The organism is Corynebacterium sp. LK2537, assembly GCF_040946485.1.
In the GTDB taxonomy this organism is placed as follows: domain Bacteria; phylum Actinomycetota; class Actinomycetes; order Mycobacteriales; family Mycobacteriaceae; genus Corynebacterium.
Map to the genome: position 1 here is coordinate 61,969 of NZ_JAYWLQ010000001.1, position 15,568 is coordinate 77,536.

The window sequence follows — 15,568 nt, forward strand, 5'->3', positions numbered from 1 at the left end:
TCTAGAACACTTCCTGGTTAACACGACACAAGACGAACAGCTCCCGCGAACGGGCGGGTGGGGACTTTACTGATTGTCAGGACGCGGTGCCTGCTGGTTGTTCTGGTCGTAGCGCGGCTGCATCTGCGGGCTGTTCCAGAAGTCCTCGTCCGACTGCTGCTGGCTAGCCGGGGTCTGGCTGATCTGGCCCTGCTGTTGCTGGCGCTGCTGCTGCTCGTCCTGGTAGCGCTGGTCGTCGTTGCCCATCTCATGGACCTCCGACTTGAAGATGCGCATCGAACGACCCATCGAGCGGGCCAGATCCGGCAGCTTCTTCGCGCCGAAAAGCAGCACGATCAGCAGAATAATAATGGCAATTTGGGCGGGTCCGACCGTCATAGTATTTCTCTCTTTCTCCTCCACAGGCGCCGCGGAGCGGCGATTTTGCCCCTAAGAGCCTAACGCATTCGCTGGTTACTCGCTAAAGGTTGCCAGCGGCTAATTAGTCAGTATATCTCTGCAGGCCCGCTTCGCTGGCGTGCGCAATAGCATTCTTAACCGAATCTGGGCCAATTACCCGGAACCTGTCAGCGTGTCCGATGGCAAAGCGCGCGAACCACTCCACCGATCCGATGGGCATAGAGGCTGCTACGTAGCCGTTTCCGAGATCCTCCCCCAACCGGATGTCGTAGTCATCGGCCAACCAGGTGGCTTCCTTCTTCAGCTCCATATGGGCTCTGTCACTGTCCGCCAACCCGAAGGGGTCCCGCGGATCGAAATCCAGCTTCCGCAAATGGGGCTGGGCCTCCTCGTCTAGGACCGTGGCCTGGCGGATCCGGTCCATGCGGAAGCGCCGGTGCTCGCCCTTGTCTTCTTCCCAGGCCACCAGGTAAACCTGCGAGTCGAAGATGAAGATGCGGGCCGGATGGACGGTCCGGGTGCGCTCCTCGTTGGAGCTGGCCGACCAGTAGCGCAGCCGGAGTTGCCGCTTGGTCTCAATAGCCCGGGCCGCGGCCACCTGCGCGGCCGACTCGGCCTCCTCCGGCTGGGCGATGGAGTCGTAGATAGCGCGGGTCTTATCGTCCATGATGCCCCGGACCTTCTCCGCTGCGCTTTGGACCGCGGCCGTGTCGATGAGCCCGGGCATGGACTCCAGCGATTCCAGGGTCAGCAGCAGGGCGCCGGCTTCCGTGGGGGTAAGCCGCAGCGCCTGGTTGAGCCCTTGGTCGTCCACGATGGTCACGCCCTCGCGGTAGCCGAAGCTGATGTCGATCAGATCCTCGGTGCGCTGCCCCACCCCGGAACAAAACAGGCGGTTGAGTGCGCTGTTGAGCTCGGCCACGTCCATGCCGAGGTCCTGGGCGGCCTCCATGAGCGTGGCCTTCGGGTGGCTGCGGAAATAGGGGATCAAGTTCAGGGACTGGACCAGGGCGTGCAGTTTCTGGGGTGCGTCGGCCATTAGTAGCGGGCCTCCTCGTCCTGGTTGTCCTGGGAAGCGGTGGCGGCAGCCGCGCGCAGCAGGGCGGCGATGTCGTCACGCACGCTGGCCGGCTCGAGCACCTCCACGTCCGCGGCGTAACCGGCGGCCGTGCGCACGAGGAAGTCGCGCGAGATTTCTTCTACCACCACGGTGCCCTCTGGCCCTGGCGCCCCGAGGGCGGCGAGCTCGCCGGCGCGGCCAGCCGGGATGCGCAGGACGGCGCGCTCGACGACGTCCCGGTTAAGGGAGGCTTCCACCACCTCCTGCAGGGACTGGGTGGGCTCGCCGTGTTCCGGGGCCTGGCGGGTCGCGCGGATCTCGGTGACCCGCAGCAGCCGGAAGGCACGGGGCGCGCCGCGGTCGTTATCCCACCCCACCAGGTAGACGCGGTTGTGCAGGGTCACCAGCCCCCACGGGTCCATGGAGCGGGACTGAGCACTTTGCTGCGGTCCTGGCACGTAGGTGAAGTTGATCCGCAGCCCCTTGCGCACAGTAGTCAGGATGTCACGCACGATGTTTGGATCCAGGCGGGTCAGGTCATTGTCCGCGGTGTAGACCGGGGCGCCGCTTAGGTCGCGGGAAGCCCCGGAGGCCGCGATCTTCGTCCACGCGGACGAGGAGAACGAGCTCAGCCCACCCGGCTGCCCCATTCCGGCGGTCACGCCTAGGACCATGGCCTCCTCCGGGGTGAACTCGACCTCGGCCAGCTGGTAGTCGGCCTGCTGCATGCGGTAGACCGACTGGCTGCGGTCTTCGCCGAGGCCCCCGCTGGTTTTGGACGCGGACTGGATAACCGGCACGCCGGCGCGCTGCAGGCTGCGGATGTCGCGGCTGAGTTGCTTGTGAAAGGCCTCGTCGCCCAAGTCCTGGTAGCCCGCCACGTGGGAGCGGATCCACGCGGCGGAGCGGTCCGGGCTACCGCCGTTCGAGGCGGCACCGTGGAGGGCGAAGCAGAGATTGGTCAAACGCTCGACGGCCTTGTCGCGGCGCGAGCCCTGCGTGACGGTAGCACCAGCCAAGTTCTCTCCGCTCTCCTTCCCCGTGGCACGAGCACGCCGGCCGGTTTCGCCGGCTGGGCAGTGCCTGCCTAGTGTCCTCGATTTTCCTGCATGTAGTCTAGCAGCGGTTTAAGCCGGGGATCGTCCGCGACGAAAGGATCGAGGAACTGCTCGACGCGGGGCTCGGGCCGATTGACCTTGAGCTTGGTCCAGTCGACGGTGACGTTGGCGCCGGTCTGCCGCGCGGCGGCCAGGAATTTCCCGCGCATCGCCGCCCGAGTCGTGGCCGGGGCCTGCTCGCGCGCGGCGGCGATCGCCTCGTCCGTGGTCCACCGCCGGACCAGGCCGCGGCGGCTCAGCACGCTGTAGAGCCCGCGCCCTGCCCGGATGTCGTGGTAGGTCAGATCGACCTGCGCCAGCTTGGGGTGCGACCAATCGCAGTCCAGCTTCTGCCGGAAGCTGTCCAGCAGCTTCTTCTTAATCACCCAGTCGATCTCCTGATCGACCTGGCTGAAGTCCTGCGTCTCGACGGCCGTGACCATGCGCTCCCACAGGTCGACGACCCGGCGCATCTCGCTGTTCGGCGTGCCCTCGTCGGGCCGCTCGTCCAGCCAGCGCGCGGCGGCGCTAACCAGCTGGCGCTGCACCTCAATGGCCGGGATGGTGAGTCCGTCCGCCAGGGTTAACGGGGTTTGGCCGGTCTGGTCGCCGGCGATGGCGCGCATCTGGGCGATGGGCTCGTTGATAGCGAAGCTGGGCACGTCGAAGCCGGCCTCGAGCATCTCCAGCATCAGCAGGGCCGAGCCCACTTTCAGCGCGAAGGTCGGTTCCGCCATGTTTGAATCGCCCACGATGACGTGCATGCGGCGGAAGCGGGAGGAATCCCCGTGCGGCTCGTCGCGGGTATTGATGATGGGCCGCGAGCGCGTCGTGGCCGAGGAAATGCCCTCCCAGACCTGGTCGGCGCGCTGCGAGAGCACGAACTGCGCGGGAGCAGACCCCGTCGCCGGCTTGATGCGCCCGGCGCCGCAGATGAGCTGCCGGGTGATGAAAAACGGCAGCAGCGCCGTGCTCAGCTCCTTGAGCACGAGGTGGCGCGAGACCAGGTAGTTCTCGTGGCAACCGTAGGAATTGCCGGCCGAGTCCACGTTGTTCTTGAACAGGTAGACCGCGTTGGCCTCCCCGCTCGCGCGCAGTTCCTCCTCGGTGGCGCGGGCGAGTTCATCGACGATGGCATCGCCGGCGCGCTCGTGGTTGAGCAGCTGGGTCAGGCTGTCGCACTCGGCCGTGGCCACCTCGGGGTGCGAGCCGACGTCCAGGTAGAGACGCGAGGAATTGGCGGTAAAGATATTCGACGAGGAATACTTCTCCACCACCGGGCGGAAGAGCTTGCGCGCCAGCTCATCCGGGTCCAGGCCGCGGCGGTCCTCCGGCGACGAGGAAAACAGCCCGTATTCGGTCTCGATGCCCATAATCCGGCACGCGAAGGGCCCGGGCGCCTGCTGCGGGCCGTGGGTGGACAGCGGGCTCACCGGCTACTGCCCGCCCTTCTGCACATAGTGGCGGACGAATTCCTCGGCGTTGTTTTCCAACAGGCCGTCGATCTCATCGAGCAGATCGTCGGTTCCGGTAGTCGAAATCTGTGCCTGACCGGAGCCCAAGGCGCCGTCTTCGGCGGCGCCATCGTGGTCGTCGCCGCCACCAGAGTGAATCTGTTGGTTCTGCTGTGACATGGTGTTGTCTTCTCCCTTCCCAGGCCGGTGCCTTTAAGGTGCGTGTGTCTAAAGCTTCGCTAGTGCTACTAGTTCTAACGGTACTCCGGGCTAATCCCCTCGGCCTTGAGCCGGGAGATGAGCTGGTCGAGCCCCAGCTCGCCGTGGATTATCGCCTCGCGGGTCTCCAGCTCGGCCGTTAGGAGTTCGTCCAGCTCGAAAAGCGCGGTCAGATCTCCCTGGCGAATCGCCACGTACTGCCAGTTCGCGGAGATGAGATCGGCGGCGTAGTGCTGCATGAACGCTCCCCGCAGCCCCGCGCGGGAACCCGGCGGGGCAACCTCGGCGGCCCGCTCGATCTCCTCCTCGCTGACCAAGGTGCGCAGCTGCCCGCGCTGCACCAGCGCGTGGTAGAGGGACTTGGACGGGTCGATGTCGGTGTACTGCAGGTCAATGAGCGCCAGCTTGGGGTCATTCGCGGCCACCCCGCGGTCCAGGTAGCCCTTGATGAGGCGGTACTTGGCTACCCAGTCCAGCAGGTGCGCGGCCTGCAGCGGGTCGGCTTCGAGTAGCTCGATAACCTCGTCCCAGCGGCGCAAGACCTCGCGCTCGGCGTCGGTGTCCGCGCTAACCCGCGAGCGGTAGACGGCCAGGATTTCCAGCGCGGTCATCTCGCCGCCGCCGCGCAGCGGCAGCTTCTCCTTGAGCTCCAGGTCCCGACTGACGGTGCTCACGGCCTCGACCGGGTTGGCCAGGCGCACATCGCTGAAGTCCACGCCGGCCTCGATGGCGTCCATGACCAGGGAGGTCATCCCGAGCTTCAGCAGGTTGGAGGTCTGCGACATATTAGCGTCGCCGATGATGACGTGCAGGCGCCCGAACTGGTGGGCGTCGGCGTGCGGCTCGTCGCGGGTATTGATGATGCCGCGGTTGAGCGTGGTCTCCAGGGAGATCTCCTGCTCGATATAGTCCGCGCGTTGGGAAATCTGGAAACCGGGCTCCTCGCCCTCCGGGCCAAGCCCGACGCGCCCGGCGCCGGTAACAACCTGCCGGGTAACGAAGAACGGGATGAGGCCCTGGGCTAGGTCATCGAAGTCAGTGCTGCGCGACCACTGGTAGTTCTCGTGGGAGCCGTATGATGCCCCCTTGCCGTCCACGTTGTTCTTGTAGAACTTCAGCGGCGGGCAGGGCTCGTGATCACTTAAGACCGAGGTATCCTGTGCCGTCAGCTGGGCCACGGCCGCGGCCGCCTTGCGCAGCACCACGTCGCCCGCGGCATCGTAGAGCATGCCCTCCCAGGCGTTCCGGCACTCCGGCGAGGAATACTCCGGGTGGGCATGGTCGACGTAGAAGCGCGCGCCGGAGGCAGTGACCACGTTGGCCACGCCGATGGCGTGCGGGTCCACCACTGGGACGGTCTGGTAGCGCTTGAGGTCGAAGCCGCGGCTGTCGCGCAGCGGGTGCTCCTCGGCGAAGTCCCAGCGCGTGCGGGCGTCGGTGTGCAGGGCGGCGTAGGCGACCACCGCGTGGGTCGAGGAGACGATCGGCGAGAAATCCGGCCGATCGGGGGTCACGATGGCGTATTCGGTCTCGGTTCCTAGAAGGCGTGCCACGTGGGGCTCCTAAATCCAATCAATTCGACGTGCGTGATGGGCTGCCCGGTGGCGTTGCCGCCGACGATCTTGGCCCACTCCTCCGGGTTGGTCGAGGTCGGCACGTGCTCGCTCTCCGACTGCTCGGCCGCGATCGCCTGGGACAAGTGGCGCATCTCGATGGCCGCCTGCTTGCCCGTGGCCAGGGACTCCTTGATGGCCAGCTTCTTGGCACGGGCCACGATATTGGCGATCATCGCGCCGGACACGAAGTCGCGATAATGGAGAGTGGTCACCGAGTCGTCGGCGTGGTGCAGGTTGACGAACGGGCGCGGGGCGAAAAGCTCCGCGATGCTCGACGAGATCAGCGCCTCCCGGTCTCCCGCGTGCGGGATGGACTCCGGGAAATGGCGCTGCATGATTTCGCGCGCGCCCTGCTTGTTGGGCCGGCTGACGCGAATCTTGATGTCGAGGCGGCCCGGGCGCATGATCGCCGGGTCGATAAGCTCCTCGCGGTTCGTCGCGCCGATGACGATGACGTTGCGCAGGTCCTCCACGCCGTCGAGCTCAGCCAGCAGCTGCGGGACGACCGTGGTCTCCATGTCGGAGGACACGCCCGAGCCGCGGGTGCGGAAGATGGACTCCATCTCGTCGAAAAAGATGATGACCGGGCGGTTGGTGGACTTGCCGGCCAGCTCGCGGGCGCGCTCGAAGATCAGGCGGATCTTGCGCTCGGTCTCGCCCACGAATTTGTTGAGCAGCTCCGGCCCCTTGACGTTGAGGAAGTAGCTGGGCTCGCCCGCCCCCATCTTCTGCGCCAGGGAGTGGGCCACCGCCTTGGCGATGAGCGTCTTGCCACAGCCCGGCGGGCCGTAGAGCAGAACGCCCTTGGGCGGGTGCAGCTCGAAGGAGCGGTAGAGCTCCGGGTGCAGAAAGGGCAGTTCCACCGAGTCCCGGATCTGGGTGATCTGCGCGTCCAGGCCGCCGATATCAGAAAACTCGACCTCGGGGATCTCCTCCAGGGACAGCTGGGAAACCTCCGTCTTGGCGACGACCTCCAGCCCGATGCCGGCCTTCGTATCCGCCAGCACGGTATCGCCGGCGCGCAGCGAATCGCGCAGCGACTCGGCCAGGGTGATGACCTCCTCGTCGGCCGGGCCGTTGGTGACCAGGGCTCGGTCGGGGCCCAGGCGCTCCAACACGGTGGCCAGGTGCCCGGTACGCTGGGCTGCCACGCCCTCGACTACGACGATGCCATCGCCGATGCGCACCTGCTGGCCCACCCGCAGGGAGCCCTGCTCCACCTCGGGGGAGATTTTCAGGCGCATGTGGCGCCCGTTGGTAAAGACCTCGGCCTCCTCACGGCCGCCGGAAGGAGTCTGGCTATAGCCCAGGAACGTGCCGTAGGTCGAGGCCGGCTCGGCCAAGGCGTTGACATCGGCGGCGAGCTGGCCGAGCTTGTCGCGCGAATCCTTCAGCAGCTCCGCGAGCTTCGCGTTGCGGTCGGCCAGCTGTGAAATCTGGCGACGCAACTCTTTCGTGTCATCCATGTCACTACCCTAACGTTTTTAGCGACGAGCGGACTATCCGCCCCAACATTGTGCGGGGTTGCCTATCCCCCGCGGATAGATTCCCTAACGGCGGGCGCGGCGCTGCGGGCGCGGCGGCGTCACCCCGTCGGCCAGGCGACGGGTCCAGATGAGGAAGGCCGTGTGCGCGTTCATGCGGTGCTCCGGGCGCGTGGCCAGGCCCTCGACCTTCCACTCGCGGACCAGGGATTCCCAGGCACGCGGCTCGGTAAAGCACTTGAGCTCACGGATGCCTTCCATCACCTTCATCAGCTGCGGCACGGTGGCCACGTACGTCATGAAGACGCCACCCGGGATCAGCAGGTCGCGGACCTTCTCCAGGTGCTCCCAGGGCTCCAGCATGTCCAGGATAATCCGGTCGACCGGGCCACCCAGGTCTTCGACCTGCACGTCGGCCAGATCACCCAGGCGCGGGGTCCACCACTGGGGCGTCTCACCGAAGTATTCCTTGACGTTGTCCACGGCGTATTCCAAGTGGTCGTCGCGCACCTCGTAGGAAAAGACCTGGCCCTCCGGGCCGGCCGCGCGCAGCAGGGTCATCGACAGCGCGCCCGAGCCGGCGCCGGCCTCCAGCACGCGGGCGCCCATGAAGATATCGCCCTCGACCAGGATCTGGGCCGAGTCCTTGGGGTAGATGACGGCCGCGCCGCGGGGCATCGACAGCACGTGGTCCACCATCAGGTGGCGGAAGAGCAGGAAGTCCGAACCCAGGCTGGAGGTGACCACCGAGCCCTCGTCGAGGCCGGCGATCTGGCTGTGCTCGATGATGCCCTTGTGCGAGTGGAACTGGCCGCCCTCGGTTAGGACGATGGTGTAGTGCCGGCGCTTGGCATCGGTGAGCTGGACGCGGTCGCCGTACTGGAAGGGGCCGGAATAGGCCATGTGCTTGTTGCTCCTTGCATCTTATTGGGCCAGAAAGGCTGGCCGCCCGTTGTGCAGCGGGGACCAGTCGACCCGGCTATTTTAGCCGACCAGGTATTCCAGCAGGGCGCCGGACAGGGCGTCCTGGTCAGAAACCCCGACCATCTCGCGCGCCGAGTGCATCGACAGCATGGGCACGCCGATGTCCACGGTCTCGATACCTAAGCGGGTGGCGGTAATCGGCCCGATGGTGCTGCCGCAGGAAACATCGTTGTTAGCCACGAAGCGCTGGAAGGGCACTCCCGCGCGCCGGCAGGCGTTCTCCCAACGGGTGATGGATTCGGAGTCGGAGGCATAGCGCTGCTTGCCGTTGATCTTGGTCACCGGGCCGTGGCCGATGAGGGGCTGGTGGTGCGGATCGTGCTTCTGCGCGTAGTTGGGGTGCACCGAGTGCGCCGCGTCCGCCGACACGCAGTGCGACTGGGCGAAGACGCGGAAGAGATCGTCGCCGCTGGCGCCCAGGCCGACGGCAGTGCGCTGCAGGATATCGGCCAGGATGGGGCCGGCCGCGCCGTAGCGCGAGTTGGAGCCGACCTCCTCGTGGTCGAAGGCAGCCATCACCAGCACGTCTGGGCCGTCGTAGCCCTGGGCCGCGGCCTTGAAGGCCTCCAGGCTGGCGTGCACGGAGCTCAGATTGTCCATCCGGCCGGCGGCGATGAACTCTTCGGCCGGGCCGAACAGTCCGGCCGGCTGCGCGGCGGCAGTAATCAGGTTGAACGCGGCGATGTCCGCGGCCTGCACCCCCAGCTGCTCGGCGACGTACTCGCCCAGCGAGGCGTACTTGCCCCCGTCACTGAGCTGCCAGACCGGCTGCAGGTGGAACTGGCGGTCCGGGGTGAACTCGTCCTTGCGCACCATGTGGATGGCCAGGTTCGGGATCCGCAGGATGGGGCCGGTGTTGACCAGGTGCGTGGCCCGGTCCCGCAGGGTCACCTGGCCGGCCAGGGTCAGCTCCCGGTCGAACCAAGAGTGCAGGATGGGCCCGCCGTAGACCTCCACCCCGATCTGGTCCCAGCCGGCATGCTGGAAATCCGGCTCGGGCTTGACCGTGAACCCCGGCGAATCGGTGTGGGAACCGACGATCCGAAAGCCCCGCAACTTCTCGCCCGCGCCCTCGGCCAGCCGGGGCGGGACGATATAGGCCATCACGGCGCCGCCGCGGACCACCACGTGGCCGCCGGGGCTCACGTCCCAGGCGTCCTCCTCGCGTTGGCGTTGGAAACCGGCTGCCACCAGCTCGCGCTCCACGTTGGCCGCGGCGTGGTAGGAACTCGGGGAAGCGTCAATAAAGTCGAGGAAATCCTGCGTGCTAGTCATACCCTCTACCTTGCCACGTCCGCGCGCGCGATAGGGTAAAACACCATGACTGAATCTTCCCAGCCCGCTACCCCGGCCCAGCCGCGCAAGCCGCGGCCCCTGGCGCTATCGCCCTCCCGCGCCTCCGACTACCAGCAGTGCCCCCTCCTCTACCGTTTCCGCGCGATCGACCGCCTCCCGGAGCCCAAGACCTTGGCACAGGTCAAGGGCACCCTGGTCCACGCCGTCCTAGAGGAGATGCACGAGCTGCCGCGCGAGCAGCGTACCTATCCGGCCGCGGTGAAGATGATCAAGCCGGCCTGGGAGAAGATGCGCGCCGGGGACGCCGAGCTGGACGAGCTGGTGCCCGAAAATCAGACCCTCGATTTCTTCGTCCAGGCCCGCGCGCTGGTCAAGGGTTATTTCGAGATGGAAAACCCGCAGGGTTTCGACTGCAAAGAAGTCGAGATGTACGTCAACACGGTCCTGCCCAACGGCGTGCCCGTGCGCGGGTTCATCGACCGCGTCGACGTCGCCCCGACCGGTGAAGTCCGCGTGGTCGACTACAAGACCGGCAAGAAGCCGGCGCCCAGGTTCAGCCACTCGGCGCAGTTCCAGATGCGCTTCTACGCACTGGTCTACTGGCGCCTGCTGGGCACCATCCCCACCCAGCTGCGCCTGATGTACCTCAAGGTCATCGACTCGATGTTCTTGACCCCCAGCCGCGAGGAACTCGAGTACTTCGAGCGCGATCTCGGCGAGTTATGGGCGCGCATCGAAGGCGACGGCAAAGCCGGCACCTTCCACCCGAAGACCTCGAAGCTATGCGGCTGGTGTTCCTTCCAGGACCTGTGCCCGGCCTTCGGCGGCACTCCCCCGGCCTACCCGGGCTGGCCCGGCTCGGCGGCCGATGCCGCCCCCACCAGCTAGCCGGCCTGCCGCCGCGCCCGTTATTCTGCCCCGGATCGGCCTGCGACCCTACCGGCGGAAAGCCCTGCGCAACGCGTAAAACCCCGCAGGCCCGAAACTCGAAAGTTCGGGCCGCGGGGTTTCGCGATCCTTAAGCTATGTAAAGCCTAGAAAAGGCCGGAGATGAGGCCGTCGGCGTCCACGTCGATGTTGTTGGCCGCCGGCTTCTTCGGCAGGCCCGGCATGGTCATCACGTTGCCGGTCAGGGCGACCACGAAGCCCGCGCCGGTACGCGGCAGCAGCTCGCGCACGTGCAGCGTGTGTCCTTCCGGGGCGCCCAGGGCCTGGGCGTCGTCCGAGAAGGAGTACTGGGTCTTCGAGATGACCACCGGGAGCGTGTCCCAGCCGTTGTCCTTCAGGTACTTCAGGTCCTTCAGCGCCTTGGAGCCGTACTCGACCTTGTCCGCGCGGTAGATCTCCGTGGCGATCTTCTCGATGGAGGCCTCGATGCCCTCCGCCGGGTCGTACAGCGGCGCGGAGTTGCCGCCCAGGTTGTCCAGGACGATCTGGCCCAGCTCGAGGGCGCCGTCGCCGCCCTTGGTGAAGACCTCGACCTCAGCCAGCTGCACGCCGACCTTCTCGGCCCAGTCGCGCATGAAGTCGCGCTCGGCCTGGGTATCCGACGGGAAGAGGTTGAGCGCGACCACCGGGGTGACGCCGAACTTGCGCACGTTTTCGACGTGGCGCATCAGGTTCACCACGCCCTTTTCGAGGGCCTCGACGTTTTCGTTGGTCAGCTCGTCCTTGGCCACGCCGCCGTTGTACTTCTGGGAGCGGATGGTGGCCACCACCACGGCGGCGTCCACGTTCAGCTCGCCGAAGCGGGACTTGATGTCCACGAACTTCTCGCCGCCCAGGTCGGAGCCGAAGCCGGCCTCACTGAGCACGACCTCGCCGTACTCCAGGGCGGTCCGCGTGGCCAGCAGGGTGTTGCAGCCGTGCGCGATGTTGGCGAAGGGGCCGCCGTGCACGAACGCGGGGGTCCCGCCCAGGGTCTGGACCAGGTTCGGGTTGAGGGCATCGCGCATCAGCGCGGTAAGCGCCCCCTCGGCCTCGAGGTCGCGGGCGGTGACCGGGGCCTGGTCGTAGGTGTAGCCCACGGTGATATCGCCCAAGCGCTTCTTCAGGTCCTCCAGGCTGGTGGCCAGGCCGAGGATGGCCACGATCTCGGAGGCGGCCGTGATGGTAAAGCCGGTCTCCGCCGGCACGCCGTGGGCCGGGCCGCCCAGACCGGTGACGACGCCGCGCAGGGCGCGGTCGTTGACGTCCAGGCAGCGCTGCCAGGTCACCCGCCGCGGGTCGATGTTCAGCTGGTTGCCCTGGTGGATGTGGTTGTCGATGATGGCGGCCAGCGTGTTGGTCGCCGCGGCGATGGCGTGCAGGTCACCAGTGAAGTGCAGGTTGATGTCCTCCATCGGCACGATCTGGGAGTAGCCGCCGCCGGCGGCGCCGCCCTTGATGCCCATGACTGGGCCCTGGGAGGGCTCGCGCAGGGCCACGATGGCCTTCTTGCCCAGCTTGGCGATGGCGTCGGTCAGGCCGATCAGCACGGTGGACTTGCCCTCGCCGGCCGGCGTCGGGGACACGCCGGTAACCAGCACGAGCTTGCCGTGCTCGCGGGAGTGGTCCAGCTTGGTGATATCGACCTTGGCCTTGGTGGTGCCGTACGGGATGAGGGCGTCGGCGGGCAGGCCGGCCTTCTCCGCGATATCGGCGATGGGCTGCAACTGGTGGGACTGAGCGATTTCAACATCGGATGGCTGAGTAGTCATGGTCCCTATCGTACCGAGCTGGCGCGCCTGTGTGGCCAGTTTCATCCATAGACCCAAAGCGATAGGAAAATCACCCCGGAACCGCTGTTGTACTGCGGCGCCGAGGTGACGAGAAAGCTGGGGATGCCCTCCCCGGGCGGTGCTAGACCACCACTGCCCCGATGGCGTAGCAAAGCACGATGGACAGCACGATGCTGACCACACCCGGGACCAGGAACGGGTGGTTGAACACTGCCTTGCCGATTCGGGTCGAGCCGGTGTCGTCCATCTCCACCGCTGCCAGCAGCGTCGGGTAGGTCGGCAGGACGAACAAGGCGGAAACCGCCGGGAACGCGGCCAGCGCGGTCAGCGGGCTAACGCCCAGCGCCAGGGCGGCCGGCATGAGGGCCTTGGTGGTAGCGGCCTGGGAGTACAACAGTGCGGCGGCCAGGAAGAGCACGACGGCCAGCAGCCACGGGGTGGCCTGGATGACGTCGCCGGCCAGGGCCTGGATGTCCTCGATGTAGCGGTTGATGAGGGTGGTGCCCAGCCAGGCCACGCCCAGCACGCAGACACACGCCGACATACCGGACTTGAAGACCTGCGTGCCCAGGACATCGCCGGCCGGGATCTTGGTGGCCATGACGATGGCCGTGGCAGCAGTCAGCATGACGGCCATGATGGCCTCGTTACGCGGCAGGGTCGGTTCCGCAATCAGGCCGACCTGCTCCGAGGTGATGGTGGCCCAGAGCATCACGATGACGATGGCGATCAGGAAGATGAGAACCGACAGCTTCGCGCCCGGTGCCGGGGTAAACGAGGACGCCCCGATGGGCTCCTTAACGCGGCCGGCGGCCTTGCGCTCAAGGTAGACCGGATCGACGTCCAGCTCCTTGCCCATCTTGTTGGCCAGCCAGGCCGCCGGGAAGATGGACAGGAAGGTCGCCGGGATGAGGACGGCCAGCACCTGCAGGTAGCCCACGCCGGCAGGCTCCAGGAGGGACGCCATCAGCACGACGGCTGCGGAAATCGGCGAGGCACAGATAGCCATCTGGGAAGCGACGACCGCGATCGACAGCGGGCGCGACGGACGCACGCCGCCCTCCTTAGCGACCTCCACGATGACGGGCATGGTCGAAAACGCGGTGTGGCCGGTTCCGGCGAGCACCGTCATCAGCCAGGTGACGACCGGGGCGAAATAGGTGATCTGGCGGGGGTTTTTGCGCAGCAGGCGCTCGGCCAGGTGGACGAGGTAGTCCATGCCGCCGGCGCGCTGCATGGCGGCGATGGCGGCGATGACGCACATGATGATGCCGATGACGTCGAAGGGAATGTCTTCGCGGGTGACCGGCACTCCGGTCAGGCCCAGGGCCAACACGCCCAAGCCGCCGGCGAAACCAATGGCGATGGAGCCCAGCCGGGCGCCCAGGAAGATTGCCGCGAGGACAATCAAGATATGGATAACAACCATGGAGGTCTCCAAACGTTGTAAAAAATTATCACTACGTTACTATTGTGCCCCGCCGGGGTGATTCATCCCAATTGAAATGCCCGGTTGTGTTGATTGCCACACCCGCTTCGGTGGATTGGCGTCCGTTAGGGCAAAAACAAACCCTCCGGCCGCGGGGCCGACTCCCCTATTCAGGGAGCCAGCCGCCGCAGCGGGAGGGCATGCCGAGCGTCGTGCTCTACGCGTTAAGAATTAGTTCTCATCCATGTAGAGCTTGCCGCGGAACTCCGGGTGCATGAGGTTTTCCACGGACAGCACGCGGTCCAGGGTCTCCTCGTCCAGCAGGCCCTTTTCCAGGACCAGGTCGCGCACGCCCTTGCCGGTCTCCAGGGACTCCTTGGCGATGAGGTCGCCGTTGTGGTGCCCGATGAAGGGGTTCAGGTAGGTCACGATGCCGATGGAGCTCTCGACGTAGTGGCGGCAGACGTCCGCGTTAGCGGTGATGCCTTCCACGCACTTCTCACGCAGGGTATCCACGGCGTTGCCCATGATGCGGATGGACTGGAACAGGGCCTCGCCGATGACCGGCTCCATGACGTTGAGCTGGAGCTGGCCGGCCTCGGCTGCCATGTTGACGGTGATGTCGTTGCCGAAGACCTTGAAGCAGACCTGGTTGACGACCTCCGGGATAACCGGGTTGACCTTACCCGGCATGATGGAGGAACCGGCCTGGCGGGCCGGCAGGTTGATCTCGTTCAGGCCAGCGCGCGGGCCGGAGGACAGCAGGCGCAGGTCGTTGGAGATCTTGGACAGCTTCATGGCGGCGCGCTTGATGGCCGAGTGCAGCAGCACGTAGGCGCCGCAGTCGGAGGTGGCCTCGATGAGGTCGCGGGCGGTCTTCATCTCCAGGCCGGTGACCTCGGACAGCGCGGCGGTGACCTGGTGTCGGTAGCCGGCCGGGGTGTTCACGCCGGTGCCGATGGCGGTAGCGCCCATGTTGATTTCCAGCAGACGAGCCTGGGCGTCGCGCAGGACGGCCTGCTCTTCCTGCAGGTTGTGGGCAAACGCCTTGAACTCGTCACCCAGGGTCATCGGGACGGCGTCCTGCAGCTGGGTGCGGCCCATCTTCAGGATGTCCTGGAACTCGTTGGCCTTCACGCTGAAGGCGTTCTGCAGCGCGTCCATCCGCTGGATCAGCTGGTCGATGGAGGCGTACAGGCCCAGGCGGAAGCCGGTCGGGTAAGCGTCGTTGGTGGACTGGGACATGTTGACATCATCGTTCGGGTTGATGATGTCGTAAGCGCCCTTTTCCTCACCGAGGTATTCCAGCGCCAGGTTGGCGATGACCTCGTTGGTGTTCATGTTGACCGAGGTGCCCGCGCCGCCCTGGAAGACGTCCAGCGGGAACTGGTCCATGCAGCGGCCCTCTTCCAGAATCTGGTCGCAGGCCCACATGATGGCCTCCGCCTTCTTCTTCGGCAGGGTGTGCAGACGGCGGTTGGCCATGGCGGCGGCCTTCTTGACCTGGGCCATGCCGCGGATGAACTCCGGAATGGAGTTGATGGTCACGTACGAGATCTGGAAGTTGTCCATGGCGCGCATGGTGTGCACGCCGTAGTAGGCGGAGTTAGGAACTTCCATCTCGCCGATGAGGTCCTGCTCGATGCGGGACTTCTTCGACTTAGCAGCGGTCTGCTTGGTCTGCTTGGTCTCCTTGTCGGACTTAGCAGAGTCGGAAGCGGTGGAGGCTGCGGTGGTTTCCTTGTCCTGGACGTCCTCAGAAGGCTTCTTAGTATCCTTCTTGGCATTCATTGCCATCTCGGCGACGCTC

The 15,568-nt window shown here is 66.1% G+C and carries 13 protein-coding genes; 1 reads left to right on the forward strand and 12 read right to left on the reverse strand.

Going from position 1 to position 15,568, the window contains the following annotated elements; genetic code table 11:
• Nucleotides 1-66: 66 nt before the first annotated feature.
• From tatA to VVS03_RS00345, 9 genes are all read right to left on the reverse strand, one after another.
• Complete coding sequence (gene tatA, locus VVS03_RS00305) at nt 67-378, reverse strand: Sec-independent protein translocase subunit TatA (protein ID WP_368521139.1); 312 nt, start codon at nt 376-378, stop codon at nt 67-69.
• 103 nt (nt 379-481) lie between these two features.
• Nucleotides 482-1,438, reverse strand: a complete 957-nt coding sequence (locus VVS03_RS00310; protein WP_368534537.1) for a helix-turn-helix transcriptional regulator — start codon at nt 1,436-1,438, stop codon at nt 482-484.
• Nucleotides 1,438-2,478, reverse strand: coding sequence for a helix-turn-helix transcriptional regulator (locus tag VVS03_RS00315; protein ID WP_368534538.1), 1,041 nt, complete (start codon nt 2,476-2,478; stop codon nt 1,438-1,440). The genes VVS03_RS00310 and VVS03_RS00315 overlap by 1 nt, the downstream gene beginning before the upstream one ends.
• A gap of 68 nt (nt 2,479-2,546) precedes the next feature.
• Nucleotides 2,547-3,929, reverse strand: a complete 1,383-nt coding sequence (gene pafA, locus VVS03_RS00320) for a Pup--protein ligase (protein ID WP_368534591.1) — start codon at nt 3,927-3,929, stop codon at nt 2,547-2,549.
• A gap of 63 nt (nt 3,930-3,992) precedes the next feature.
• Nucleotides 3,993-4,190 carry a ubiquitin-like protein Pup gene (locus tag VVS03_RS00325; RefSeq protein WP_368519347.1) on the reverse strand — a complete coding sequence of 66 codons (198 nt, stop codon included), beginning with the start codon at nt 4,188-4,190 and terminating at the stop codon, nt 3,993-3,995.
• 74 nt (nt 4,191-4,264) lie between these two features.
• Nucleotides 4,265-5,782: a depupylase/deamidase Dop gene (gene dop / locus VVS03_RS00330; protein ID WP_368534539.1), complete on the reverse strand. Its 1,518-nt coding sequence runs from the start codon at nt 5,780-5,782 to the stop codon at nt 4,265-4,267.
• Nucleotides 5,767-7,311, reverse strand: coding sequence for a proteasome ATPase (gene arc, locus VVS03_RS00335; RefSeq protein ID WP_368534540.1), 1,545 nt, complete (start codon nt 7,309-7,311; stop codon nt 5,767-5,769). Before arc ends, dop begins: the two co-directional genes overlap by 16 nt.
• Nucleotides 7,312-7,395: 84 nt before the next feature.
• Nucleotides 7,396-8,232 carry a tRNA (adenine-N1)-methyltransferase gene (locus tag VVS03_RS00340; protein ID WP_368534541.1) on the reverse strand — a complete coding sequence of 279 codons (837 nt, stop codon included), beginning with the start codon at nt 8,230-8,232 and terminating at the stop codon, nt 7,396-7,398.
• Nucleotides 8,233-8,313: 81 nt separating this feature from the next.
• The gene (locus VVS03_RS00345; protein WP_368534542.1) at nt 8,314-9,588 is read right to left on the reverse strand and encodes a M18 family aminopeptidase; all 1,275 of its coding nucleotides are present in this window, start codon (nt 9,586-9,588) and stop codon (nt 8,314-8,316) included.
• Nucleotides 9,589-9,633: 45 nt separating this feature from the next.
• Here VVS03_RS00345 and VVS03_RS00350 point away from each other — a divergent pair, with 45 nt between their 5' ends.
• A complete protein-coding gene (locus VVS03_RS00350) occupies nt 9,634-10,497 on the forward strand; it encodes a RecB family exonuclease (RefSeq protein ID WP_368534026.1) in 864 nt (287 codons plus the stop codon).
• A gap of 146 nt (nt 10,498-10,643) precedes the next feature.
• Here VVS03_RS00350 and VVS03_RS00355 read toward each other — a convergent pair whose 3' ends face one another.
• From VVS03_RS00355 to aspA, 3 genes are all read right to left on the reverse strand, one after another.
• Nucleotides 10,644-12,308, reverse strand: a complete 1,665-nt coding sequence (locus VVS03_RS00355) for a formate--tetrahydrofolate ligase (protein WP_368534025.1) — start codon at nt 12,306-12,308, stop codon at nt 10,644-10,646.
• Nucleotides 12,309-12,450: 142 nt separating this feature from the next.
• A complete protein-coding gene (locus VVS03_RS00360) occupies nt 12,451-13,758 on the reverse strand; it encodes an anaerobic C4-dicarboxylate transporter (protein WP_368534024.1) in 1,308 nt (435 codons plus the stop codon).
• Between the two features lie 231 nt (nt 13,759-13,989).
• On the reverse strand, nt 13,990-15,555 hold the full coding sequence (gene aspA, locus VVS03_RS00365) for an aspartate ammonia-lyase (RefSeq protein WP_368534023.1): 1,566 nt from the start codon (nt 15,553-15,555) through the stop codon (nt 13,990-13,992).
• Nucleotides 15,556-15,568 lie beyond the last annotated feature (13 nt).

Excerpts from the sequence above, each read along its gene's own strand:
- pafA (WP_368534591.1), bottom strand. The coding sequence starts at position 3,929 with ATGGGCATCGAGACCGAATACGGGCTGTTTTCCTCGTCGCCGGAGGAC.
- VVS03_RS00350 (WP_368534026.1), top strand. The coding sequence starts at position 9,634 with ATGACTGAATCTTCCCAGCCCGCTACCCCGGCCCAGCCGCGCAAGCCG.
- VVS03_RS00325 (WP_368519347.1), bottom strand. The coding sequence starts at position 4,190 with ATGTCACAGCAGAACCAACAGATTCACTCTGGTGGCGGCGACGACCAC.
- arc (WP_368534540.1), bottom strand. The coding sequence starts at position 7,311 with ATGGATGACACGAAAGAGTTGCGTCGCCAGATTTCACAGCTGGCCGAC.
- VVS03_RS00340 (WP_368534541.1), bottom strand. The coding sequence starts at position 8,232 with ATGGCCTATTCCGGCCCCTTCCAGTACGGCGACCGCGTCCAGCTCACC.
- tatA (WP_368521139.1), bottom strand. The coding sequence starts at position 378 with ATGACGGTCGGACCCGCCCAAATTGCCATTATTATTCTGCTGATCGTG.
- VVS03_RS00310 (WP_368534537.1), bottom strand. The coding sequence starts at position 1,438 with ATGGCCGACGCACCCCAGAAACTGCACGCCCTGGTCCAGTCCCTGAAC.
- VVS03_RS00355 (WP_368534025.1), bottom strand. The coding sequence starts at position 12,308 with ATGACTACTCAGCCATCCGATGTTGAAATCGCTCAGTCCCACCAGTTG.
- VVS03_RS00360 (WP_368534024.1), bottom strand. The coding sequence starts at position 13,758 with ATGGTTGTTATCCATATCTTGATTGTCCTCGCGGCAATCTTCCTGGGC.
- aspA (WP_368534023.1), bottom strand. The coding sequence starts at position 15,555 with ATGGCAATGAATGCCAAGAAGGATACTAAGAAGCCTTCTGAGGACGTC.
- VVS03_RS00345 (WP_368534542.1), bottom strand. The coding sequence starts at position 9,588 with ATGACTAGCACGCAGGATTTCCTCGACTTTATTGACGCTTCCCCGAGT.